The following is a 22,767-nucleotide window of genomic DNA, read 5'->3' as shown; positions in this document are numbered from 1 at the left end:
CAGGAAGTAGCCATAACGATGATTTTGGTTGTTGAAGGTATCAGCGCCAGCGGGAAAACCACGTGGTGCACCAAGCATGGGGGGCCGCATGTCATTCCTGAAAACGGCCGTTTTGAAAACGAGCCGGATCGAAAGCTGGATCCGGCGGGAGCAGCCGCTTTTTGGGCAGAGCGAAACGTGGACCGCTGGCGAGCGGCGCTGGCCATGGAAGAGATTTCTTCGTGGGCTTTGTGTGACAGTGATCCTCTCAAGCTCCACTATATCTGGAGCCTTTGGCAGATCGGCGAGGCGAGCGAACAAGACTGGCGAACAGAGTTGGACGCCACAAGAGAAACTATTTCACAAGGCCGTATTGGCTTCGCTGACCATTACATCATTGGCTGCATAGAACATCAGCTCGCCCGCGAGCGAGCCAAAGCGGACACGACCCGGCGCCGGAGTAGATTCGAGTTACACGTACGCCTGCAACACGCTCTGCTGACTTGGTATTCAGCCATGAGTGAAGTGCTTCCCGGAACCGTGCGATTTGGCTTTCCTTCAGAAATGCCCACCTTGAAAAACGTTGATCGAAGGTGTTCGGTGGAGGCCTTTGATCGAATGATCGCGTCGCTCCCGCAACCGCCTCACTTCTCATAGCGAGACGAAGCTTTATTGAAAGTTAAGCGGATCGACGCACCTGCCAGATTGGATTCATTAATGCGGAGTGGCCCGTGTGGACGCCGCTCTGGCACTTGGGTTAGCTTGCGTATCCGTTTATTTTGGGCTCCACAACCATGACTGATCGTCAGATCATTGTTCCAGATGCCATGAGATTGCTCTGCGAGCAGGCTGGTTATGCACCAGCGGTAAAGGTAGGAAAAACCCTTTACTGCGCTGGTCAGGTAGGCCGGACGCCGGACTTATCAGTTATCGAAGACCCCGAACAGCAGTTTTTGGCTGCATGGGAAAATCTCCGGATCGTCTTGAAAGCCGGCGGTTGCGAATTTGAAGATGTCGTCGAAATGACAACCTATCACGTCGATATGCACCGCCACATGCCGATTTTCAGACGCGTAAAGGATGAGGTCTTTCCCAGGAGCACATGTGCATGGACATGCATAGGTGTCAGTGAACTGGCTCGCCCCGGCCTTCTCGTGGAGATCAAATGTGTCGCTGTAGAGCGATAGCTTTTCTGATAGGCGCCTGATCTTGGATGGAGGTCTATCTATGCGGCAGTAGATCCGGAAAAAATGGGACAGACTTTTCTCTGATAATAAATCTGTCTTCTTTTTTCGTTGTAGATCGAACGTGCTGCTTATGGAGAGTTCGTCCGGCTGTGGAGCCGAGGGGCTTCGAGCAACAGCGACCGGGTCAAGTGTTCTGTGACCATTTCAAACCACACAAACTTACCGGCCAGGCTCCGTTGCGAAGCCTTTACGAGGCAGAAGGCGAAGAAGCTTCGGCTTGATCTTGAGGATTTACACCTTCACTGAGCAGCAGCTACCGACCCATAGCAGGCTTTGGATCCAGCAAAGATTGACCGACCCGATGCAATGATAAGAAAGGCGTTGGATGATGCCGGCGTTGTGCGCACAATCCTAATAATCGGACGTTTTACAATGACGCAGCAGCTACCATCGTATTCATCCGGACAACATTTATGATCAGCGTTTTACCAATGAATGAACTCAATAGGCTGGCGGTGACGGCGGAAGCGGAGGGTTTGGCGCTGAGCGAGATTGTCCCTATTTGTGAAAGGTACTGCGTTGCCCCCACAGACGTCCTGAACGAACTATCCATTGCGGTTGCGGAATGCTATCTGGATGGGTCGCTTACCTACGCATTTTGTGATGGAGTCATGAACGGGATCATAAATGCGATAGTTGACCTGAGCGTCACTGGGGTCATGCCACAGCCCGCCTTTTCGCTTTACCAAGCATTCGATGAAGGTGAGTGGTTACGCAGTGAAGACCCACCGGGGACTGATGCCGGTGCGAAATACACGAAGCCTGTGGTCGTGGAAATAATGCGTGTCCTGAAGGCGAGCTCAGAGGTTGGTTGACCACTTTGTTTAGCTTGGGAAATACGGTACAGACTTATTTTTTTGATAATAAATCTGTCCCGTTTTTCGAAACAAGCCGTCGTTCACTCCTGTGGATAAGGCGCTTCATCTGTCGACTGATGCCAAATAGAGCCATGGGCTCGGCTGAGCTCGACGGAATATCTGTTGCACAACATCTCGATGGCAGATTTATCAAGCGCCTGATCTGAAGAGGAAATCGCCCCACCACAGGTCAGGTACAGGTACAACGCACACAGCGCCTCCAGCCTCGACGAGTCGGACTGCACGGTAAACCTAGAGCCATCTACCTCGCTCGCTTGGATTTCTATGCAAGGGTCATCGCTCTCCCTGTCTTTCACATACAGGCATGTCCAGGAGCGGTTGTTCACAGGGTATGAATTACCCTCTGTGTCTACGTTTCGCCCAGGGCCATATAGCATATCCAGGAAGCACCTGAAGTCGGGTCGTTCGCTAACGACGGTCACTGTGTACATCGATTCTCCTCAGCCTCGTGCGTATCGTCGGCTACAGGTCAACTGTTCGCCAGCCACTCCCTGTCAAATCCAAAACGGGCGCCTTAAGCGCCCATAATCCCTTAACGTCCAACCTGTTCCTGAAGCCGCCGCCCAATCACCTCCAGCAAATCACACCCATCCCGCAACGGAATCACCAAAAGCTGCGCGAAATCCGAAAGCACCACCGTATCGCTTGTAATCTCGGAGCGAAACGCGATGTTTTCCAGTACCTGGGTCACCACACGAATGCGGTAATCGGCTGTCGCGTGTAGGACATCTAGCGGGGCTTCGGTATCGATGAGTAAGGAGGCGGGGGTGCAGTCGATGCCGGTGATGGGGATGTATCTCTGCATGGGATTGCTCCATTTGGTTAGAGGGCTTATCCGATACGCAGGTCGCCAAACCTGATCACCATGGTTGGCGACGGGACTGACTATAGATTTGCGCCCACAAGACGAACAAGGTGAGAGATTCCGACGCCTTCGTAGGAATCATGAGAATTCTCCAAGGAAACCAATCGACGTGATCCATTTCCGTAGGACCAATTGCTCACGCCGGAGAAAACCCCACCCGACCCCTGAGCCCTCCCGACATCGGGTATTCTCCGCCCCCTGAAACACCATCCCGGCCCGAGGCGTTCCGATCGTCTCCCAGCCCCTCGAACGGTCTGCAAAACAACGCACCAGGAGGCATGCATGTTGATAGGACATCGGTTCGAGCGCACCGCGCAGGGTGACTTGCACATCCATTCGCGCAACGTGGTGCAGAGCTTGGTCGTATGGGTGATAGGGGCGTTGGCCTTTATCTTGCCGATGGCGTTTGCCGTGTTCGTGATGGTTGATGGGGCCTCGTCGATGGCTGAGGTGCATCCACTGTCCGCTCTATTGATGGGGCTGCTGTGGCTGCTGATTCCTGCCCTTGGCCTGCTGCTGGTGGTGTACACCGGCGTCCACGAGACGTTGGTGTTGTCGCGGGTCGACGGCGAAGGCAAGCGCCTGACCCGTAACTTTTTCGGGCGCCGCGAGCGTGTGCAATCGGCCTTCCGGATCGACGCTGCCAAATCCCTCGAACTGCGTCGCTCCCCGCAGGTTGAGCGAGCTCGCACCCAGCTGTGGCTGATACTGCGCGATGGCACCGCGCATCGCCTGACCACCGACAACGTTCCGGTGGTGCCGGGCAGTCAGCGCACGGACGTGTGGCTGCGGGAGCTGGCCGACTACCTGGGCGTGGCGTTGCCCAACGAGGTCGTCGAGGGGGCGGCGCAGGTTGTGAAGGTGCCCTACAGGCCAACTCCGGCCCCTAGCAGCGGCAAGGCAGTAAGGGCAGCCCGTCAGCGCCGGGAAAAGGGCGACGCTGCTGCGCCTGAGCCGACCGAGAAACTGGGCGTGCCTGCACGTGCCTTGCTCACGCTATTGGGTGCCTTCTTTGCGGTGCTGGAACTGACCAACGTCATGACCTTGGTGCCGGCCATTTTTACCGGACGGCTGCGCGTCAGTGGTTTTCGAACGGGCTCGACGACGTTTTACTGGGCCGAGCAACCGCTCAGTTTTTCTTTCAACTTGCTGGTGGGTATCGCTGAGGGCGTGATCGTCGGCTTTATTGCCTGGGGTTGCCTGCGCGTGGCGATCCAGGGGCGCATGAATGCCAAGCCTTAAGGGCAGTGTCTAAGGAAACAGGCGTTGGAAACGATGTTGCTTCGAGTGGGTGAGCTGGAAGAACCCAGCCTCGCCGAAGGCACCTGGCTGGATGAGCACTGCCTGGGCTTTCTGGAGAAAGCGGTGGGCGGGCTGATGGGGGAGGCGCATTGACCACGAGGGTCATTGCGCTGATGCTTGCGCAGGCTGCGCCATCGAATGGGTGCGGCCTGCCAGGCTCTTGATCGGGCCGGTCCATTCACAGAACCGAGGGAACCTATGCCTGTGACTGTTCGTGTCGCCGTTGCGGACGACGCACAACACCTGCCCGCCATCGAGGCGTCCGCCGCCCTGGCGTTCGGAAGCATTGATGAGTTGAGCTGGGTGGCGCAGTCGCCGCCGATGTCCATCGAGCGACATCGCCAGCTCATTGCGCTATCGACATGCTGGGTCGCCCTCGATGACGAAAGCGCGCCGCAAGGGTTTCTCAGTGCCGAGCGCTACGGCGAGGCTCTTCATATCCATGAGATATCCGTCGCGCGGCCCTGGCAAGGCCGGGGCGTGGGGCGGCGTCTGATAGAGGTTGCCCAGGAGCATGCCCGCTCCAACGGGCTGCATCTGGTCACCCTCACGACATTCATCGACGTGCCCTGGAATGCCCCGTTTTATGCCCGCATGGGTTTCCAGGCTCAAGCCACCCAAGACCTGCAGCCGCGACTGGCGGCCCTGTTGAGCGCCGAATACCAACGCGGATACGCTCCGGGCAGCCGCTGTGCAATGGTCTGGTCAGTCACCTGAAGACGATTTTTCAAATACCTGCAACGGAGACAAGCATGGAACGCGACAACGACAGCAGCGCCTACATCACCACGACACAAGCGCTGGAAAGCCTCTATGGCGCCGTCGCGACGCCCTCGCTGCTCAAGGAAGTCGACCATATCCATCCGGTCTACCAGCCCTTCATCGAAGCGGCTTGCTTCGTGATCCTCGCTTCCTCGGGGCCCGGCGGGCTGGATGCATCCCCGAGGGGCGACGCGCCGGGATTCGTTCATGTCCATGACAGCAAGACGCTGTATCTGCCCGACCGGCGCGGCAACAACCGTATCGATTCGCTGCGAAATATTGTCGAGGATCCCCGGGTCGCGCTGCTTTTCCTGGTGCCGGGCGTGGGGGAAACCTTGCGGGTGAACGGTACGGCCAGGATATCGGTCGAGCCCGGGCTGCTGGCCCGGTTCGAGGTAAAAGGGCAGCGCCCTCGGACCGTTCTGGAAGTCACCGTTTCCAGCGTCTATTTCCAGTGCAGCAGGGCGGTGGTCAGGGCAGGGTTATGGGATAGGGAACGACAGGTCGAGCGCAACGCCTTGCCCTCGGCAGGCGAAGTGTTCAAACGCATCTGTCCTGCGCAGGTTGATGGCGATGCTTACGACAAGGCCCTGCCGGAGCGTGTCGCCAATACGCTTTATTGAGCGATTGACAATGCACTCGATACCCGGCTCGATAAGGCCTGGGTAGCGCCTGTTGTTTATTCCTGATGACCTTCGGACACTATGAGTGTGTAACGACGATGAGCGGTTTATGTCGGGCCGACACTTTTATGTTGGTTGCCGGCCAGGTCATCGTGAAAAAACTAAATTGACAGGGTGCTGCCGGAGGATTGACAGGCGTAGAAGGCGATCAACTCATCATGCCCAAAGGAGGCTGAACCGCCTCCTTTGGCACCGCCATTCAGACCCCGGCAACTGCCTGGCGCACGAAATCTTCATAGGTGCGCAGCGGGTGGCCGATAAGGGTCTGGAGTCGTTCCACCGTCCCTTCGGCTGCCCGCATGCCGTCTGCCTGGATTCCCTCCATCATCAAGCGCATGTCATAGGCCAGCCAGGCGGGCCCGTGTGATGCCAGTTGCCCTTCGAAAGCGACCACGTCATCCCCTCCATAAGCGACTTCGCGACCCAGCACGGCGCTCCAGATCTTCGCCACGCTAGCACCGGTAAGCGCTTGCGGCCCGATCAACTCCAGCGTGAGCCTATCCAGCGCGGCAGCGGCCTTGTCGCGGCGCAACAGCTCGGCCACGGCGACGTCGGCGATATCCCGCGCATCGATCATGCAGACGCCCGCCGCACCGATGGGCATCGGGTACACCGAATAGTCCTGGATCGTCTGTTGGACCATGCGATCGTTCTGCATGAAATACGCCGGTCGCAGGATGGTGGCGGGGATGTCGAGACGCTCGATCATGCGCTCGACCGTATATTTGCCGGTGAAATGCGGGACATTGCTGAACGTGTCGGCGTGAATCACCGACAGGTAGACGATGCGCTCGATGCCGGCCTCGCGAGCGAGGTTCAGTGTCATGAGGGCCTGGGTGACCTCATCGGGCGTCACGGCATTGAGCAGGAACAGCGTACGCACTGACGACAGCGCGGTGCGCATCGATGCGACATCAGTGAGGTCGGCGACGACTTCGGTGACGCCGGCCGGGAACGCCCGTTTGCCCGCTTGGCGCACGAGGGCCTTGACCTCGACGTTCGCGTTGGCCAGGCCCTGGGTGACGAGTGAACCGATGGTGCCCGTGGCACCGATGACGAGAATGCTCATTTTGACGCTCCTGTAGTGGGTCAGTGGAGCCGCGTTGACGGCGCGGCTCTGGACGCTTCGAACAAGTTCGATGTGGAGAAGGTATTCCGTTGCACTTGAAAAACGAAGACGGCAGAATCCAGACACCTCGTTTCAAAAACGGAACACCATGAACCTGAATGCGTTGCTGGATTTCTTTCTGGTCGCCACCCATGAGGGGTTGGGGAAGGCCAGCCGCGCGAGCGGTATCCCCAAGGCCACCCTGTCGCGGCGTATTGCGGAGCTTGAAGAGCAACTGGGGGTGCGGCTGATCGAGCGTAGCGCCCGCGGCCTGAAACTCACCGAAGCCGGCCAGGGCCTTATGGCTCGGGCCGAGGGGCCACTGGGTGAAGTGGCCGAAGCCATGACGGCAGCTCGGGAAGGCGTTTCGACACCTCGTGGCCGCTTGCGGGTCGCGGCCCCCGTGCTGTTCTCCCAGCTCGCGATGGGACGCATTGGAGCGCAATTCTGTAGGGCCTACCCGCAGGTCGAGATTGAAGTCGTGGCGGAAGATCGGAAGGTGGATCTGGTGGAGGAGCAATTCGATGTCGCCATCCGGATCAACCCGAGTCCGGACAGCAATCTGGTCGGCCGCTGCTTCGCCAGGGACCGGTTGGTGGTCGTGGCCGCGCCGGGCATACCCAAGCCCATGCCCGGGGACGTCAGGGTGGTTCCCGGCATCGTGACCTCGACCTTCCAGCCCACCCAGTGGGTTCTCGATGGTGGGCAGTTGGTGCTGGAGCCGAACCCGAACATGCGATTCTCCTCCTTCTTGATGGTCCGGGATGCCGCTGTGGCCGGTGGCGGTGCAGCGCTCATTCCACAATCCATCGCCTGGAACCAGCTTGCCCGTGGCGAGTTGGTTCAGTGGGGCACGATGGTGGGCGCCGAACCGGCGCTTTGGGTCTTGCATACCTCCAGGCGTCTTGCGCCCCCCAAGGTTCGCGCATTCGTGGACTTCATCTGCGCCCGATACCCGGACCTTTCCCTGACTTTCGAAGGCACCGAGAAGTCTTCAGCCTGACTGTGGCGAGCCGCCGATTCGAGAAACGTCGCCGTCCGCGACTGCATCGACTTGTCGATCACTTGTCCCGCGACCCGGTTTCATGAGGCTTGCCGAAGCACGATGAGCCGATGCGCAGGCTCGACGGTACGCGGTTACTACCTGGGCTGGGCGTACCGGCGCTGGATGCGCTCCAGCTCGCCCGAGCGGCGCAGTTGCTCCAGGGCGCGGGCCCAGGCGGCGACGACGCTGTCATCCGAGTCGCGGCTGAAGGCGATGTACAGGGAGGATCGATAGAGTTCGACAGGCACCTGCCGCAACAGGCCAGGCGGGATTTTCAACTGACGGCTGTAGTAAGCCATGCCCGCCGGGGTATCGCCGACGATGATCTCCGTTCGCCCGGCCAGGAGCATGCGGTAGAGCTGCAGGCTTCCGGTGGCGCTCTTGTCCAGATTCCTGAAGCCGCGTGATTGCAGCACTTCGGGAATCAGGCCGGCATTGCGCGTGGTGATCTGGGGCGCCTGCAACAGTTGCTCCAGTGTATTGACCGGTTGCTGTGCACTGGCCAGTTGATAGGGGTAAATGGATTCCTCGACGATGGGCCCGACCCACTTGTACAGCGGTTCGCGTTCGGCGGTACGGAACATGGAATACAGGATGGTCTTCGGCCGGGTCTTCAAGACCCGTGAACTGCGCATGCTGGGCAGCACTTCGATGGGGAAGTCGTCTGCGGTCAACGTCATGATGGCCCGGACGATTTCCGTGGTCATGCCCGTCAGTTGATTGTTTTCCAGGTAGTTGTACGGCGCCCACTCTTCGGTGACGACCAGGTACGACTCGGCCCTGACCGGCGTGCCGAGCAGTAGGCAGAGCAGCGCAACGGCGAATATGGAATATTTCAAGTGTTCTGCCTGGTGGCCTGGTCGGTATTCAAGAGCGCAGCTGACTGAAGGGACAAACTCAGTATAGACCCTGGAATGTCGCCAGACAGGCGCCCTGCCGCGATGGCGCCTATCCAATCATTCTCCCATCGCCAACCTGGCCGGACTCAGCGCACCCGCTCGCGACTCTGGGCGGCCAGGTCCAATGCCTTTTGCATGTCCAGCCGCGCCGAGCGGCCCACGTCTTTGTCGTTGAGCTGATAACGGCGCTCCGATGGCAGGATGGGCGCGGTGAGATCCTCGCCGTCCATGGCCTCGAAGTCGTGATTATCGCCAATGGTCATGGCGCTGCGGCGCAGCAGCATGCGCAACTGTTCGGGTTGCAGTTGCGGATTGATGGACAGCATCGCCGCCAGCAATCCCGCCACCATGGGGGTGGCATAGGAGGTGCCGCAATGCACCGCGCCTTCCTGGCCGGCCTGGGGCGTCGAGGCGTGGGCGCAGGCGGCGGCTGTGATATCGACACGCATGTCGATGTTGGAGGAGTCGCGCTTGACCGCATAGGCCGGGTCTTGGACGGCGACTCCGGTGCGTTCGCTGCGCTGGTGGCCGCCAACGACCAGCAGTTGCTCAGTGATGAAGGAGGAGGGCAGGCGGTATTCGTCCGTGCCCGAGAACGAAGACCCGTTGCCGGCGGAGTTCACCACCACCACGTCGGGATGGGCCTTGCGTAGCCACAGGAAAAATTCTTCCAACAGTTCCTCGTAGCCTCCCATGGCGATCCCCGAGCGCAGCAGCGAATCCACGTCGTCGCCTTTGACATCCTTGGCGCCGACCCGGTGAATGCCCCAACTCCAGTTGAGTACTCGCACGCCGTCTTCCACGAGGTTGACCGAGGCGGCGATGTTGGCGGTGATACCCGCGTCCGAATTGCGTTCGACGATGACCTCGAAACCACCGCTGGTCTTGTCCAGCCCCCTCAGAAAACCGGTATTGCCGCCGTCGTCCCAGCGTGCGGCGAGGATGCCGGCGACGGTGGTGCCATGGTTATCCGGCTTATCGGCATCGCGTGCGTAGACGCACGTGCGCGGCGCCGAGCAGGGACCGAGGTAATCGGCAAAATCCGCGGTGTCGAAGTCCACGTCGCGCTCGATCAGGCCGATGCGCACCGGCTGCGGCCGGATGGGCGCCTGCTGGCCGGGAATGCGCCGCTGGTAATAATTCACCGCATCGAGAAAGCGGTTCGCCGCCCATTCATCGGAGTCCTGGGCCGGTTTCTTCGGTTCTGCCGGGCGGGCGGTGGCCTGCTCGGTTTCTTCTGCGGCGGATTCTTCCACCACCACGGCATCCACGCTGGTCTCGCTGCCCAGGCGCAGCACCAGCGCGTCGCGCTGCACCAGGTCGCTGGCGGGCAAGCGCAGTTGGTACACGTTCAGCGGCGCGATACTGCCGACCACCTTCGCCCCATACTTGCTGGCCAGGCGCTGGGCCTCCGGCAAGCCTTCGCGATCTTCCTCGATCAGCACGCTGACCAGGTTGACGTAGGTGGTCAGGCCGTCCATGTTCTTCGCCACTTCGTCCGCTGTGGCGGCCAGGACGTGACTGTTGCGCAGGGTCAGCCAGGCTGCGTTGCTGGTGCGCGAACCCTCCTGCAGCCAGAGCGGTCCGCTCTGGTAGTCGGCGCTGTCCAGGCTCAACCGGAGGTTGGCCCCGTCGCGCTGGACGGCTTGCGCCGGTATCGCCTTGTCACCCAGCTTCAGTTGTGGGGCGTCCTGGCCCAGGCCGCGCACGGTCAGGCACCAGTCCTGTCGTTGGCTTTGCAGCAGGTCGCCGCAGCGCTTCAGGGCTTCCAGGCGCAGCGGCTCTTGCGCGGCAGCCAGGGTGTGGGTGGCCAGGGTGAGCAAAGCGGCGAGGGCAGCGGATCGTACGGGCATGAACCAGTGTTCTCTGGCAGGGATTTGTTGTTCCGACTGCCGCAGGGTGCGCTTCGTTCAGCGGCGCATCAGCTGGCGTCCTTGAGTCTTTCCGACATCTTCACCAACGTGGCCAACGAATCGGCGCCCATCTTGCGCATCAAGGCGCCGCGTCGCACCTTCACCGTCACTTCGCTCAACCCCAGCCGCCCGGCCACCTGCTTGTTCAGCAGACCGCAGACCACCAGATCCATCACCTCCCGCTCTCCGTCAGTGAGGGTGCGGTGACGACGTTTCAGCTCATCCATCTTTTCTGCGAGCTGACGTCGCTGCCGATCACGACTCAAGCCCAGGCCGATGGCGTCCAGCAGGTCCTGTTCACGAAACGGTTTGGTCAGGAACTCCAGTGCCCCGCCTTTCATGGCCTTCACCGACATGGGAATGTCGCCATGGGCGGTGATGAAGACAACCGGAACCTGGATGTTTAGGCGGGCCATTTCCTGCTGGAAATCCAGGCCGCTCAAGCCCGGCATCCGCACGTCGAGGATCAGGCACGCCGGCGTATCGGCAAGCGTGGCGTCCATGAATTCCCGCGCCGAGCCGAAGGCCATGCTCGGCAGGCCGACGGAAGCCAGGAGGTCCTGCAGCGAGGCGCGCACGGAACTGTCGTCATCGACGATATAGATCATCGATTCGTTGGGGTCATGGGCTGTCATCGGATTCTCGGGTTACGGCCGGCAGGGTGAAGTGGAAGGTGGCGCCTGACTGTGGATCGCTGCTGACCCAGAGGCGACCGTCATGGGCCTCGATGATGGAACGGCTGATGGCCAGGCCCATGCCCATGCCGTCGTGCTTGGTGCTGTAGAACGCGTCGAATACCCGTTCGTGGTCGTTGCCGCTGAGGCCCTTGCCCTGGTCTGACACACAAAAGAGCAAGCGCTGGGCCGATTCCAGTACGACATTGACCTCCAGGCTGCGCTGCTCGACATCGACCTGCCGCATCGCGTCGATCCCGTTCATCGCCAGGTTCAGGATGACCTGCTGGATCTGTACTTCATCCGCCAGCATCGGCGGCAGGCCTTCCTGGACATGCACCCGTAGGCTGATGTTCTGCTCGTTCAGTTCGCCGGCCAGCAGCCGCAGCGCGGCATTCACCGTGTCGGCGACGTTCAGCCACCGCTTGCTGGGGGCCTGGTGCCGGGCCATGCTCCGCAGGCGGGTAATGATTTCGCTGGCCCGATGGGTGTCGGCGATGATGCGTTCCACGGCCTGGCGGGCCTTGGGCAGGTTGGGCGGGTCGTTGGCCATCCAGCGCAGGCACGCGCTGCTGCTGGTGGCCACCGCGGCCAGTGGCTGGTTCACTTCGTGAGCGATGGACGCGGCCAGCTCCCCCAGCATGTTGACGCGAGCGATGTGCGCCAGGTGCGCGCGGGTTTTGTGCACCGTGCCGATGGCGGCGGACAGGCGCAGCGCCAGGTAGGTGGTACCGGCGATGGCGGCGAGGCTGATCAGGACGTTGACCAGCCCGGCCTCCGTATCGCCGAAGCGGGTGAGCCGATAACTGAGGATCGTCAGGAGCATGCAGGCGACCGACAGGCCGGCGACGGCGCGGGTCGGCAGGATTCGTACGGCAATCAGCACCACGACGATCTGGAAGACGCCCACCGCGATTTCAAGGTCGGTGACGGTGTCTATGGCCGCGATGCCGAGGGACAATCCCAGCAACAGCAGCAGGCGAAGGGTCAATTGAGTGCTTCTCACTGGATATTCATCTCGCATCGCGCAAATGGCCGGCCCAGGCACGCAGTGTATATCGCCTCTGTGCCCGTGGCTCAGGAAGGGTTGTCCAGGCTGAACCGGTCGGCCACTTCGTCGTAGGCGAACAGCTCTGCGTAGCGCCCCCATTGCGTGACGCAATCGAGGGTAGTCGCAGCGTCGTGCTCCGACATGAAGTCCTCCAGTTGGTCCCGGAAGCGCCTGGCGGGTGCCGTGCGGGTGGGACGGTCATCCAGCACCTTGCGCACATGGCCCACCAGGGGAACGTGCCTGAGCAGCTGCTGGGCGAACAATTGCTTGCGCTCGTCGACCGTCGATCGGGCATAGCGCCGCCCGGCCGGCAGCAGTGCGAGATGGCCGTCCTGCAGATCGGCCAGGCGCATCAGTTGCAGCACCTCGGCCACCGGGAAGAGATCGCTGGGGCTATAGCGCAAAGTGTCGGCCAGTTCACGCAGGTCCGCCTGACCGTCGTAGGGCTGCTCGTGCACCGCCTCGATCAGGCCGGCCAGGGCGTTCGTTGAAATCGAAGGCAACACCATGCCCACGCCAGTGCCTGCAAATGCACCCGTATGGGCTGAACCGTCCCGGCCACCGCCGGCCATCTGCACATAGATATGCTCCACCAACGCCTGGAACGCCGGGTCGGCGCGATTGCGCGGCTGGCTGAGGTCGACGACGATTTCCTTCATGATCCGCCCCGGATTGGAGGAGAAAATCAGTATCCGGTCGCACATCAGCACGGCTTCTTCGATGTTGTGGGTGACCATCAGGATGGACTTGATCGGCATCCGGCCTTCGCACCACAGATCCAGCAGGTCGGTGCGCAGGGTTTCGGCCGTCAGCACGTCCAGTGCGGAAAACGGCTCGTCCATCAGCAGCACATCCGGAGCGACCACCAGTGCGCGGGCCAGGCCGACGCGCTGGCGCATGCCACCCGACAGTTCCTTGGGAAAGGCGCTTTCGAAACCGTCGAGGCCGATCATGTCGATGGCGGCCAGGGCCCGTCGGCGCCGCTCGGGCGCCGCCACTTCCAGCGCTTCCAGGCCGACTTCCACGTTCTGCAGCACCGTCAGCCAGGGGAACAGGGCGAAGCTCTGGAAGACCATGCGTACCGAGCTGGCCAGCCCGCGGTCATCGGCAGGGAAGTCGACCACGCCGGCCGTGGGCGCGATCAGGCCAGCGATGGACCGCAGCAAGGTGGACTTGCCCGAGCCCGAACGCCCCAGCAGGCCGACGATCTCGCCATCGTTCAAGCGCATGCAGACGTCGTCCAGTACCAGTCGCTCGGCACCGCCAGCGGTACCGTAGACATGCCGAAGCTGTTGCACATCCACCAGGCAGCGTTTGTCCATGAGTGCTTGCATTGGCTCACCTCCCTCAATCAATTCGAAGCCGACGCTCGGCGAACCCGTACAACGGGCGCCACAGCAGGCGGTTGAAACCCACGACGAAAACCGACATGACCGTCACTCCCAGGGCCACCCGTGGCAGGTCCCCTGCGGTCGTGGCCTGGGCAATGAAAGCGCCCAGCCCGCGGGCGTAGAGATGCTCGTCGCCCCAGGACACGGCCTCGGCGACGATGCTGGCGTTCCACGAACCGCCGGCGGCAGTGAGGGCGCCAGTGACGTAATACGGAAAGATCCCGGGCAGTGCGACCACGCGCCACCACTGCCAGCCGCCCACCCGGAAGTTGCGCGCCGCTTCGCGCAGATCGTTGGGCAGCGCGCTGGCACCTGCGATCACGTTGAACAGGATGTACCACTGGGTGCCCAGCACCATCAGCGGCGACAGCCAGATATCCGGGTCGAGCTTCAGGGTGACGATGGCGATCACGGCAAAGGGAAACAGCACGTTGGCCGGAAAGGCCGCCAGCAACTGCGCGACGGGCTGCAGGCGTTCGGCCCAGCGCGGGTGCAGGCCGATCCAGACGCCGATGGGCACCCAGACCAGGCTGGCGAGGACGATGAGCACCGCGACCCGCAGCAGGGTGACCAGCCCCAGGCCGAAGGCCTCGATGACATCTTCCTGGCCCAAGGTGCTGGCGATGAAACCTGCCAATTGCAGCAGGCCGGCCAGACAGGCCAGGGCCACCAGGGCGATCCAGGCCCGGTCGGCGACACGATTGAAACCCTCGCTGGCCTTGAAGCGAAACGGGGGGAGCCTGGGCAACCTGGGCAGGTACAACGCGGCCTTGATGCTGCCCAGCGCGGTCAACGTCAACGGCACCAGGCGGGTCGAGCGCAACAGGTCGTAGATTCTCGACCGGGGGCGTTTCTGGGCGGCGGTCTGTTCGAAGCGGAACTTGTCCGCCCAGGCCACCACGGGCCGGAAGAACAGCAGGTCGTACAGCATGATCACGGCGACCATGGCCAGCACTGCCCACACGGTCGCAGCGACGTTCTTCTGTTCGATGGCCAGTGCCAGCCAGGAACCGATGCCCGGCAGGCTCACGGTCGTATCGCCGACGGTTATCGCCTCGCATGCCACCACGAAGAACCAGCCGCCGGACATCGACATCATCATGTTCCACACCAGGCCCGGCGTGGCGAATGGCAACTCCAGCCGGATGAAACGTTGCCAGGGCGAAAAGCCGAATTGCCGGCTCACTTCGTAGAGGTCGTGGGGCATGGTCCTGAGCGATTGATAGACGCTGAAGGTCATGTTCCAGACCTGGCTGGTGAAGATGGCGAAGATGGCCGCGCATTCCACGCCGGACTGTTTGCCGGGAAAGACGCCCATGAAGAAGACCACGGTGAAGGTGAGAAAACCCAGTACCGGCACGGATTGCAGGATGTCCAGGGCAGGCAGTATCACCAGGGCCGCCTTGCGACTTTTCGCGGCCAGGCTGGCGATCACCAGCGAAAAGACAAAAGACGCCAGCAGCGCGATGAACATGCGCAAGGTGGTGCGCAGTGTGTATCCCGGCAGATGGGCCAGGTCCAGCGACAGCGGCGACGCATCGAGAGCCCCCAGGGGCTGGTCCATTTGTTCGAGGCCATAGGCGATGAACACGGCCAGCGCTATCAACAGGCCCAGCAGGGCGAGATCGGCCCACCAGCAAACCTGTTGGCTGTACTTGAAAGCAAGCCATGCGGGGGTTGGGATTGAAGGGCGCATAGACCACCTCTCTGATGAGCAAGCTGGAGGACCTGGAGGGACTGCGCTGAACGCCCGGCAAGATTAATCGGAGCCCCCGGGCGGGGCCAGAATGACTAGGGACGGGAAAATATACGTTGGTATATCGCTGATCCGCATTTTTCGCCGGCAGGTGCGTCTGTAATGAGCTCGTACCCCTGGCCAAACTACACAGCGGGTCAATGGCGACAGAAACCTGAAATCACCCCCCGTTGGGAGCGAGCCTGCTCTCGATGGCACACTGGCAGACAGTACAGCGTTGCCTGACACACCATCGCGAGCAGGCTCGCTCCCACAAGGGGCGGGTGGCTTGTTTGAACGCAGCATTCTCGTTCAGGAACAACTCATGACAAAGATGGCGATTTTTCTCGGTGGTTTTCTCGCGCTGACGCTTCTGATCGGCGCTCTTGCGACGATTTCACCGGTGTAGGATCACCTGGGCTATTTCCTGCAAGCCCATGACCCGTTGCGCCGCGTTGAGCTTGATGGCTTCCTTGGGCATGCCGAAGACCACGCAGCTAGCTTCGTCCTGGGCCACGGTGGCGCTGCCGGCGTCGAGCATTTCCTTGAGGCCGCGGGCGCCGTCGTCGCCCATGCCGGTCATGATGATGCCGGTGGCGTTGCGGCCGGCGAACTTGGCCACCGAGCGGAACAGCACATCCACCGAAGGACGGTGGCGGTTGACCAGCGGGCCGTCCACCACCTGCACGTGATAGAACGCCCCGCTGCGGGTCACCATCATGTGCTTGCCGCCGGGGGCGATCAGGGCCAGGCCGGGGTGGATGCGGTCGTTGTTGCGGGCTTCGCGCACTTCGATCTGGCACAGGCTGTTGAGCCGGGCGGCGAACGAGGCGGTGAATTTTTCCGGCATGTGCTGGACGATGACGATACCGGGGCATACCCGCGGCAAGGCGGTCAGCACCGCTTCCAGGGCCTGGGTGCCGCCAGTGGAAGTACCCAGGGCGACGATGCGTTCGGTGGTCTGCGCCATGGCATGGCCGTTGGCGGCGGGCAGCATGGCATCGGCGCTGAGCTTGGCGGCCGGCACCAACGGGGCCGGGGCAGGGCGCCGGCCCAGGTTGCGCACATTGACCTGGGCGGCGGCCCGGATCGCCGTCACCAGTTCCGACGCCGACTCCAGCAGGAAGTTCTTCAGGCCACTGGTGGGCTTGGTGATGATTTCCACCGCGCCGGCCGCCATGGCCTGTGCGGTGGTTTCCGCGCCCGTTGGCGTCAGGGACGAGCAGATCACCACCGGCGTGGGGCGCTCGCTCATGATTTTCTTGAGGAAGGTGATGCCGTCCATGCGTGGCATTTCCACGTCCAGCACGATCACGTCGGGCCACTCGCGGGCCAGTTTGTCCATGGCGAAAATCGGATCTGACGCAGCGCCCATCACATGGATATCCGGTGTCTCGCTGAGAATCGCCAGCATCACCTGGCGCACCACGGCGGAGTCGTCCACCAGCAGAACATTGATCTTTTTTGACATGGTTAATGCCGGGTCCTTATCGGTTGGTGTCTGACCCACACATCGCCGCTGCAAAGGTCGAAAATGATGCTGCGGTAGCCGGTGCTGCCCATGTCCTGGGCGATCAGGTCCAGGCGATAAAGAGAGGCTATTTCCAGCGCCGCGTTGACGTTCTGCCGCGCCACATCGCCGAACGGCACATGGCGTTGCAACTCGGGAAACATCTCGCCGCCGCCGAACAGCTTGAGCTGGTAATCCTCGGGCTCGGTGCGGTGGGCCCGGGCCTGGCGCACGAACAGTTCGATGGCTTCGTCGGCGTACATGCCGTTGAGGGCGGTGGAGCAGCGTACGCGGCTGGGCAGCATGAAGTGGCACATGCCGCCGATCCTGCGCTCGGGATGCCACAGCGTGACCGCCACACAGGAACCCAGGATCGTGCGCAGGCGGGTCGGGCAGGTGGCGAAACGGAATTCCCCCGGCCCCAGGTACACTTCGGCCACTTGCTTGGTTGCGGCGTTCATGGCTTGCGATAGATCGAGGGAGCCACCAGCTTCAACGCATCGCAGACGCCATTGAGGCTTTCCGAATGGCTCACGATGAAATACCCGCCGGGCTTGAGCCGGGGGATCAATCGGGCGACCACTTTGCTTTTGGTGGGCTGGTCGAAATAGATCATCACGTTGCGCAGGAAGATCACATCGAACTCCCCCAGCTCCGGCAAGGTGTCGTTGAGGTTGACCTGGATGAAGTTGACCCGGCTGCGCAGCGACCGGTCGATCAGGAACGTGCCCTGTTGGCTGCCGGTGCCCTTGAGGCAGTATTTCACCAGCAAGGGCTGGGGCAGGGTGCGGGCCCGTTCCATCGGGTAGTGCCCGGAGCGCGCCTTGGCCAGGACCTGGCTGCTGATGTCCGAACCGATCACCTCCCACGGCGTGGTGCCCAGCCCCTCGGCCAGGGTCATGGCCAGGCTGTAGGGTTCTTCCCCCGACGAACTGGCCGCGCTCCACAGGCGAAAGGTCTTCCCTGGCGTTGCATGGGGCAATACATGCTGGCGCAGGAAATCGAAATGCTTGGGCTCGCGGAAGAAATAGGTTTCATTGGTGGTGAGCAGGTCCAGCGCCACCTGCAGTTCATCGCGGCGCTGGCCGTTCATGATCAGCTTGAAGTAATCGCCATAGCTGTCCAGCTCATAGTGCTTGAGACGCTTGAACAAGCGCCCGGCCACCAGGGCTTTCTTGGCCGGCGACAGGTTGATGCCGGCGGCCTGGTACAGCCAGGATTGGAACTGACCGAATTCCCGGTCGCTGAGCGCCAGCCCGTTCGCCGTGCGTTCCGTGCAGGTCTGAGTGTTCACTGTCCTTCGAACTCCAATGCGGGGCCAGCCTCGGCGATCTGGGACATCTCGTCGATAGACAGCACCCTGTCCACTTCCAGCACGATGACGAACTTGCCGTCGACCTTGGCCATGCCGCTGATGAAATCGGCGCGGATCTTCGCGCCGAAACTCGGCGGCGGTTCGATCTGCGAGGCCGGGATTTCCAGCACCGCCGACACGGTGTCCACCAGCAGGCCGATGTCCTGGGCCTGGCCGTCGGCACTGTTGGCCTCGATGATCACCACGCAGGAACGCCGGGTAATCGACGAGTTCTGCCGGCCGAAACGGGCCGACAGATCCACCACCGGCACCACCGCGCCGCGCAGGTTGATCACCCCGCGTACGAACGACGGCATCATCGGCACCACGGTCAGGTTGCCGTACTCGATGATTTCCTTGATGCACAGGATGCCGATGGCGAACATCTCCGTGCCCAACATGAATGTCAGGTATTGCGCTTCTTCCTCGACCGCCATTGCGGTTTGACGAGTGGTCGCGATGGCGCCCATGCCTTTTTCTCCTTTAGCGAGCCAGTGATGACGGCCGTCAGAACCGAGTGAATTCGGATTCGTCCGGTGCGCTGGCCATGTTGTAGGCGAACGACTTGGGCAACACGGTCACCGTGGCCCGGGCCGGCTTGCGGCTGGACGGACTCGGGGTGTTGTCCACCTTCACCGGCAGGACGGCCGACTTGGCCGGCGTGTCCAGGGTGAAGAAACTCATGGCCTGTTGCAGTTGTTCGGCCTGGCTGCTCATTTCTTCGGCAGTGGCGGCCAGCTCTTCGCTGCTGGACGCGTTCTGCTGGGTCACCTGGTTGAGCTGGGTCATGGCGGTGTTGATCTGCGCCACGCCGGCGGCCTGTTCTTCGGAGGCGGCGCTGATTTCCTGCACCAGGTCCGATGTCTTGTTGATCGACGGCACCATCTCGTTGAGCAGGTTGCCCGCCTTCTCGGCCATGTCGACGCTGCTGGAGGACAGCTCGCCGATTTCCTGGGCGGCGATCTGGCTGCGCTCGGCCAGTTTGCGCACTTCGGCGGCGACGACGGCGAAGCCCTTGCCATGCTCGCCGGCGCGGGCGGCTTCGATGGCGGCGTTGAGGGCCAGCAGGTTGGTCTGGTAGGCGATGTCATCGATGATGCTGATGCGCTGGGCGATTTTCTTCATCGCCACTACGGTCTGCTGCACCGACTCGCCGCCGTCGGTGGCTTCCTTGGCGGCTTTGCTGGCCATGCCGTCGGTGACCTTGGCGTTCTCGGTGTTCTGGTTGATGCTGGCGCTCATCTGTTCGATGGAGGCGCTGGTTTCCTCGACGCTGGCCGCCTGTTCGCTGGTAGCCTGGCTCATGGATTGCGCGGTGGCGCTGACTTCTTCCGACGCGCTGGCCAGGTTGTCCGCTGCGTTACGTACCTCGCCGATGATGTGCGAGAGCTTGCCCACCATGTTCTGCATGGCATTGAGCACCATGCCGGTTTCGTCCTTCGAACCCCCTTCGATCTTCGCGTTCAGGTTGCCTTCGGCCAGTTGCTCGGCCACCAGCGCGGCCTGCTTCAACGGACGGGAGATCACCCGGGAAATGAACAGCGCCAGGCCCAGGCCCACCAGCAGGGCGGCGATGAGTACGGCAATGATGGACAGGCGGGATTTTTCGAACAGCGCGGTGCCATGCTCACTGGCCGCGCCGGCGCCGGCGTCGTTGAATTCAACCATTTTCTGCAGGTCGGCGGTGACCAGGTCGAAGTGACGCTTGGACTCGCCCTTGAGCAGCGCCTGGGCTTCCTGGGTCAGGTTCTGCCGGGACAGCGCGAACAGGTCTTTGCTCACCGCCAGGTAAGCGACCCAGTCTGTGCGGGTTGCATCGAGCAGTTGGCGATCCTCGGCACTGGAGAGCAGTTTTTCATAGGTCGCCAGGCGCGTTTCAAAGGCCTTCCTGGCTTCTTCCGCTTCCTGCTCCAGGGTGGTTCGCTCCTGTTCGGAGTCGGCCGCGATGTGCCGGTTTTCCTTGAGGCGATAGCTGGCCGCGAAGAAGCGCATGCCCGAGGCTGCCCGCATGGATGGCATCCAGTTCTCGCGGATCTCGATGGTGGTGCCGTTTACCTGGCCCAGCTGGATGATCGAGAACACTCCCATGATGGCAGTGAGGGCCAACACCACGAGAAATGAAGTGATCAGTTTGGTGGCGATTCTAAGATCGTAGAACCATTTCATTGGGAAGTACCTCTCCATGGAGTTGCTAAAGCGTCAGCGAGCGTTGGCTTGTGATAATTGTGTGGGGGTGTAGCGGTTTTCTATCTGGGCGATCTGGGTGAGCAATGCCGGGACGTCGACGATCAATGCCACGGCGCCGCTGCCCAGGATGGTCGAGCCGCTGATGCCGCGCAGTGCGCCGAACAGCTTGCCCAGGGGCTTGATCACGGTCTGGAATTCCCCCAGCAGGTCATCCACCACCAGCCCGGCCTTGAGGTCGGCGTAACGCACCACCACCACGTTCTGCCGGCGCGCGGCCGGGCCTTCATGGTTGAAGTGATCGCGCAGGTACACCAGCGGCAGCACTTCGCCACGCAGGTCCAGGTAGCCCTGTTCGCGGCTGGCGACACCGTCTTCTTCGCTCAACTCGATGCATTCCTGGACCATGTCCAGGGGAATGACATAGGTGGACTGGCCGATGCCCACCAGGAAGCCATTGATGATCGCCAGGGTCAGCGGCAGGCGGATACGCACCACGGTGCCCTGGCCCGGTTGGCTGTCCAGGTCCACCGTACCGCGCAGCAAGGTGATGTTGCGCTTGACCACGTCCATGCCCACGCCACGTCCCGACAGGTTGGTGACGGACTGGGCCGTGGAAAAGCCGGGCTCGAAGATCAGGTTGTAGATCTCCTGGTCGGTCGGGCTCGCGCCGGGAGCGACCAGGCCGCGTTCCTGGGCTTTTTCCAGGATCCGGTCGCGATTCAGGCCGGCGCCGTCGTCGGCGATTTCCAGGACGATGCTGCCCGAGTCGTGATAGGCATTGAGGTGCAGGTGCCCCTTGGCCGGCTTGCCGGCGGCCAGCCGCGCTTCGGCAGTCTCGATGCCGTGGTCCATGGCGTTGCGCAGCAGGTGCATGAGCGGGTCGCCGATTTTCTCCACCACCGTCTTGTCCAGCTCGGTTTCCGCGCCGCTGATGATCAGGTCGATGTCCTTGCCCAGCTCCTGGCTGACATCACGCACCACCCGACGGAACCGGTTGAAGGTTTCACCGATGGGAATCATGCGCAGGCGCAGGGCGCCGTCGAGGATCTCCTCCACCAGCCCGGACACCGTGGACGTCGATTCCTGCAACGAATCGTTGTGGCAGGTGCGGGCCAGCAGGCTGGCCCCGGCGCTGGCGATGACCAGCTCGCCCACCAGGTTGATCAACTCGTCGAGCTTGTCGGCGTTGACGCGTACATAGGTGCCGTCCCGGGCCTTGCTGTCGCTGGCGACGGATTGTCGCTCGGCAACCGCCTGGGTGGGCACGCGTGGCGTCTTGCGCTGGTCGGGCAGCAAATCGCCACTGGCGACCAGTCCGGTGGACTCGGCGCCTTGCGCGGGAGTGCTTGCCACCAGGTCGGTGTTCGTGGGCGCCTGGGTGTCGGGGCGCTGGTCATCGTCAAGGGCAACGATCTCGATCAGGCAGTCTTCCCGGACGAAATCGAAGACTTCATTGATCGCCCCGTGGCTGGCGGCCGAGCGGAATTCGATGTCGAACCCCAGGTAGCAGGATTCGGCGTCCCAGCTGTCGGCCGCCGGCAGGGTGTCCGTCAGGGTGTCGATGTGGACGATCTCGCCCAGGGTCTGCAAGTAGCGCAGGAACGACAGCGGGTCCATGCCATTGCGGAACACGTCCTGGCCGAAGCGCAGGGAAATGTGCCACAGCCTGGTTTCCGAGGGTTCGTCCGTTGCGGTTCGCGCTTCTGGCCGGGACGTATCGGCGGGCACGGGCGCCTGGTATTCCTGGAGGACCTGGCACAGTTCCATTTCCCGCTTCAGGGCCTGCGGCGCCAGGGTGCCGCCCTGGTTGGCCACCACGTTGATCAATTCCAGCATGTGGTCGCTGGACTTGAGCAGCACGGCGATCAGGCCGGTATCCACCTCGACGCTGCCGTTGCGCAGGCGATCGAGCACGTCTTCGACAATGTGGGTGAAGCTGACGATCGGCTCCAGGCCGAACAGCCCGGCCGAACCCTTGATGGTATGAGCCGCGCGGAAGATGGCACCGATGGCGTCATCGTCGCCCGGGTCGTTTTCCAGTTGCAGCAGGGATTCCTCCATTGCCTGCAACTGTTCCCGTGCCTCGACGATGAACGTCTGTTGTGCCTGGTCGAGATTGATGCTCACGCTCATTTCCTTTGTCGTGTCGGGCCGGTGATGCGGGGCTCAGGCTTTGTATGAAAA

Annotated in this window: 22 protein-coding genes; 8 read left to right on the top strand and 14 right to left on the bottom strand. The window is 61.9% G+C overall.

Annotation, left to right across the window (positions count from 1 at the left end; all coding sequences use genetic code 11):
* Positions 1–18 precede the first annotated feature (18 nt).
* The 3 genes from BLP99_RS06350 to BLP99_RS06340 all read left to right on the top strand — a co-directional run bounded on the left by BLP99_RS06350 (position 19) and on the right by BLP99_RS06340 (position 2,041).
* A complete protein-coding gene (locus BLP99_RS06350; RefSeq protein WP_092179983.1) occupies positions 19–636 on the top strand; it encodes a hypothetical protein in 618 nt (205 codons plus the stop codon).
* A 137-nt stretch (positions 637–773) separates the two neighbouring features.
* A complete protein-coding gene (locus BLP99_RS06345; protein ID WP_072430609.1) occupies positions 774–1,166 on the top strand; it encodes a RidA family protein in 393 nt (130 codons plus the stop codon).
* A gap of 473 nt (positions 1,167–1,639) precedes the next feature.
* Positions 1,640–2,041 carry a hypothetical protein gene (locus BLP99_RS06340; protein ID WP_072399120.1) on the top strand — a complete coding sequence of 134 codons (402 nt, stop codon included), beginning with the start codon at positions 1,640–1,642 and terminating at the stop codon, positions 2,039–2,041.
* A 595-nt stretch (positions 2,042–2,636) separates the two neighbouring features.
* Here the strand turns inward: BLP99_RS06340 and BLP99_RS06330 are convergent.
* Positions 2,637–2,909: a hypothetical protein gene (locus tag BLP99_RS06330; protein WP_076406833.1), complete on the bottom strand. Its 273-nt coding sequence runs from the start codon at positions 2,907–2,909 to the stop codon at positions 2,637–2,639.
* Between the two features lie 342 nt (positions 2,910–3,251).
* Between BLP99_RS06330 and BLP99_RS06325 the strand changes: the two genes are divergently transcribed.
* The 4 genes from BLP99_RS06325 to BLP99_RS06315 all read left to right on the top strand — a co-directional run bounded on the left by BLP99_RS06325 (position 3,252) and on the right by BLP99_RS06315 (position 5,656).
* Positions 3,252–4,211, top strand: coding sequence for a hypothetical protein (locus tag BLP99_RS06325; RefSeq protein WP_092179981.1), 960 nt, complete (start codon positions 3,252–3,254; stop codon positions 4,209–4,211).
* A gap of 24 nt (positions 4,212–4,235) precedes the next feature.
* A complete protein-coding gene (locus BLP99_RS26610; RefSeq protein WP_256327682.1) occupies positions 4,236–4,364 on the top strand; it encodes a hypothetical protein in 129 nt (42 codons plus the stop codon).
* Between the two features lie 105 nt (positions 4,365–4,469).
* Complete coding sequence (locus tag BLP99_RS06320) at positions 4,470–4,988, top strand: GNAT family N-acetyltransferase (protein ID WP_072399115.1); 519 nt, start codon at positions 4,470–4,472, stop codon at positions 4,986–4,988.
* Positions 4,989–5,023: 35 nt separating this feature from the next.
* Positions 5,024–5,656: a pyridoxamine 5'-phosphate oxidase family protein gene (locus BLP99_RS06315; protein ID WP_092179979.1), complete on the top strand. Its 633-nt coding sequence runs from the start codon at positions 5,024–5,026 to the stop codon at positions 5,654–5,656.
* Positions 5,657–5,915: 259 nt separating this feature from the next.
* Here BLP99_RS06315 and BLP99_RS06310 read toward each other — a convergent pair whose 3' ends face one another.
* Positions 5,916–6,785 carry an NmrA family NAD(P)-binding protein gene (locus BLP99_RS06310; RefSeq protein WP_092179977.1) on the bottom strand — a complete coding sequence of 290 codons (870 nt, stop codon included), beginning with the start codon at positions 6,783–6,785 and terminating at the stop codon, positions 5,916–5,918.
* 148 nt (positions 6,786–6,933) lie between these two features.
* Between BLP99_RS06310 and BLP99_RS06305 the strand changes: the two genes are divergently transcribed.
* Positions 6,934–7,827: a LysR family transcriptional regulator gene (locus BLP99_RS06305; protein WP_072399107.1), complete on the top strand. Its 894-nt coding sequence runs from the start codon at positions 6,934–6,936 to the stop codon at positions 7,825–7,827.
* A 137-nt stretch (positions 7,828–7,964) separates the two neighbouring features.
* Here BLP99_RS06305 and BLP99_RS06300 read toward each other — a convergent pair whose 3' ends face one another.
* The 12 genes from BLP99_RS06300 to BLP99_RS06245 all read right to left on the bottom strand — a co-directional run bounded on the left by BLP99_RS06300 (position 7,965) and on the right by BLP99_RS06245 (position 22,710).
* Positions 7,965–8,708, bottom strand: coding sequence for a substrate-binding periplasmic protein (locus tag BLP99_RS06300; RefSeq protein WP_072399105.1), 744 nt, complete (start codon positions 8,706–8,708; stop codon positions 7,965–7,967).
* 146 nt (positions 8,709–8,854) lie between these two features.
* Complete coding sequence (locus tag BLP99_RS06295; protein ID WP_072399103.1) at positions 8,855–10,621, bottom strand: S8/S53 family peptidase; 1,767 nt, start codon at positions 10,619–10,621, stop codon at positions 8,855–8,857.
* Positions 10,622–10,689: 68 nt separating this feature from the next.
* A complete protein-coding gene (locus BLP99_RS06290) occupies positions 10,690–11,316 on the bottom strand; it encodes a response regulator transcription factor (RefSeq protein ID WP_072399101.1) in 627 nt (208 codons plus the stop codon).
* Positions 11,303–12,379: a sensor histidine kinase gene (locus BLP99_RS06285; protein WP_176776494.1), complete on the bottom strand. Its 1,077-nt coding sequence runs from the start codon at positions 12,377–12,379 to the stop codon at positions 11,303–11,305. Before BLP99_RS06285 ends, BLP99_RS06290 begins: the two co-directional genes overlap by 14 nt.
* Positions 12,380–12,432: 53 nt before the next feature.
* A complete protein-coding gene (locus BLP99_RS06280; RefSeq protein WP_072399097.1) occupies positions 12,433–13,740 on the bottom strand; it encodes an ABC transporter ATP-binding protein in 1,308 nt (435 codons plus the stop codon).
* A gap of 13 nt (positions 13,741–13,753) precedes the next feature.
* Positions 13,754–15,493 carry an ABC transporter permease gene (locus BLP99_RS06275; protein WP_092179973.1) on the bottom strand — a complete coding sequence of 580 codons (1,740 nt, stop codon included), beginning with the start codon at positions 15,491–15,493 and terminating at the stop codon, positions 13,754–13,756.
* A gap of 436 nt (positions 15,494–15,929) precedes the next feature.
* Entirely contained in the window at positions 15,930–17,003 is a 1,074-nt protein-coding gene (locus BLP99_RS06270; RefSeq protein ID WP_072399093.1) for a protein-glutamate methylesterase/protein-glutamine glutaminase, read from the bottom strand.
* A 2-nt stretch (positions 17,004–17,005) separates the two neighbouring features.
* The gene (cheD, locus tag BLP99_RS06265; RefSeq protein WP_072399091.1) at positions 17,006–17,503 is read right to left on the bottom strand and encodes a chemoreceptor glutamine deamidase CheD; all 498 of its coding nucleotides are present in this window, start codon (positions 17,501–17,503) and stop codon (positions 17,006–17,008) included.
* Positions 17,500–18,336: a CheR family methyltransferase gene (locus BLP99_RS06260; RefSeq protein WP_072399089.1), complete on the bottom strand. Its 837-nt coding sequence runs from the start codon at positions 18,334–18,336 to the stop codon at positions 17,500–17,502. The genes cheD and BLP99_RS06260 overlap by 4 nt, the downstream gene beginning before the upstream one ends.
* Entirely contained in the window at positions 18,333–18,866 is a 534-nt protein-coding gene (locus BLP99_RS06255; protein WP_092179971.1) for a chemotaxis protein CheW, read from the bottom strand. The genes BLP99_RS06260 and BLP99_RS06255 overlap by 4 nt, the downstream gene beginning before the upstream one ends.
* A 37-nt stretch (positions 18,867–18,903) precedes the next feature.
* Positions 18,904–20,562, bottom strand: a complete 1,659-nt coding sequence (locus BLP99_RS06250; RefSeq protein WP_072399086.1) for a methyl-accepting chemotaxis protein — start codon at positions 20,560–20,562, stop codon at positions 18,904–18,906.
* A gap of 33 nt (positions 20,563–20,595) precedes the next feature.
* A complete protein-coding gene (locus BLP99_RS06245) occupies positions 20,596–22,710 on the bottom strand; it encodes a chemotaxis protein CheA (protein WP_072399137.1) in 2,115 nt (704 codons plus the stop codon).
* Between the last annotated feature and the right edge of the window lie 57 nt (positions 22,711–22,767).

It is taken from the genome of Pseudomonas sp. NFACC32-1 (assembly GCF_900101215.1).
Taxonomy (GTDB): Bacteria; Pseudomonadota; Gammaproteobacteria; order Pseudomonadales; family Pseudomonadaceae; genus Aquipseudomonas.
Note: the sequence above shows the minus strand (reverse complement) of the source record. Positions and strands in the feature narration are given on the sequence as shown.

What these genes read in the sequence shown, in the direction of transcription:
- BLP99_RS06350 (WP_092179983.1), top strand. Translation starts at nt 19, where the DNA reads ATGATTTTGGTTGTTGAAGGTATCAGCGCCAGCGGGAAAACCACGTGG.
- BLP99_RS06345 (WP_072430609.1), top strand. Translation starts at nt 774, where the DNA reads ATGACTGATCGTCAGATCATTGTTCCAGATGCCATGAGATTGCTCTGC.
- BLP99_RS06340 (WP_072399120.1), top strand. Translation starts at nt 1,640, where the DNA reads ATGATCAGCGTTTTACCAATGAATGAACTCAATAGGCTGGCGGTGACG.
- BLP99_RS06330 (WP_076406833.1), bottom strand. Translation starts at nt 2,909, where the DNA reads ATGCAGAGATACATCCCCATCACCGGCATCGACTGCACCCCCGCCTCC.
- BLP99_RS06325 (WP_092179981.1), top strand. Translation starts at nt 3,252, where the DNA reads ATGTTGATAGGACATCGGTTCGAGCGCACCGCGCAGGGTGACTTGCAC.
- BLP99_RS06320 (WP_072399115.1), top strand. Translation starts at nt 4,470, where the DNA reads ATGCCTGTGACTGTTCGTGTCGCCGTTGCGGACGACGCACAACACCTG.
- BLP99_RS06315 (WP_092179979.1), top strand. Translation starts at nt 5,024, where the DNA reads ATGGAACGCGACAACGACAGCAGCGCCTACATCACCACGACACAAGCG.
- BLP99_RS06310 (WP_092179977.1), bottom strand. Translation starts at nt 6,785, where the DNA reads ATGAGCATTCTCGTCATCGGTGCCACGGGCACCATCGGTTCACTCGTC.
- BLP99_RS06305 (WP_072399107.1), top strand. Translation starts at nt 6,934, where the DNA reads ATGAACCTGAATGCGTTGCTGGATTTCTTTCTGGTCGCCACCCATGAG.
- BLP99_RS06295 (WP_072399103.1), bottom strand. Translation starts at nt 10,621, where the DNA reads ATGCCCGTACGATCCGCTGCCCTCGCCGCTTTGCTCACCCTGGCCACC.
- BLP99_RS06290 (WP_072399101.1), bottom strand. Translation starts at nt 11,316, where the DNA reads ATGACAGCCCATGACCCCAACGAATCGATGATCTATATCGTCGATGAC.
- BLP99_RS06285 (WP_176776494.1), bottom strand. Translation starts at nt 12,379, where the DNA reads ATGCGAGATGAATATCCAGTGAGAAGCACTCAATTGACCCTTCGCCTG.
- BLP99_RS06280 (WP_072399097.1), bottom strand. Translation starts at nt 13,740, where the DNA reads ATGCAAGCACTCATGGACAAACGCTGCCTGGTGGATGTGCAACAGCTT.
- BLP99_RS06275 (WP_092179973.1), bottom strand. Translation starts at nt 15,493, where the DNA reads ATGCGCCCTTCAATCCCAACCCCCGCATGGCTTGCTTTCAAGTACAGC.
- BLP99_RS06270 (WP_072399093.1), bottom strand. Translation starts at nt 17,003, where the DNA reads ATGTCAAAAAAGATCAATGTTCTGCTGGTGGACGACTCCGCCGTGGTG.
- cheD (WP_072399091.1), bottom strand. Translation starts at nt 17,503, where the DNA reads ATGAACGCCGCAACCAAGCAAGTGGCCGAAGTGTACCTGGGGCCGGGG.
- BLP99_RS06255 (WP_092179971.1), bottom strand. Translation starts at nt 18,866, where the DNA reads ATGGGCGCCATCGCGACCACTCGTCAAACCGCAATGGCGGTCGAGGAA.
- BLP99_RS06250 (WP_072399086.1), bottom strand. Translation starts at nt 20,562, where the DNA reads ATGAAATGGTTCTACGATCTTAGAATCGCCACCAAACTGATCACTTCA.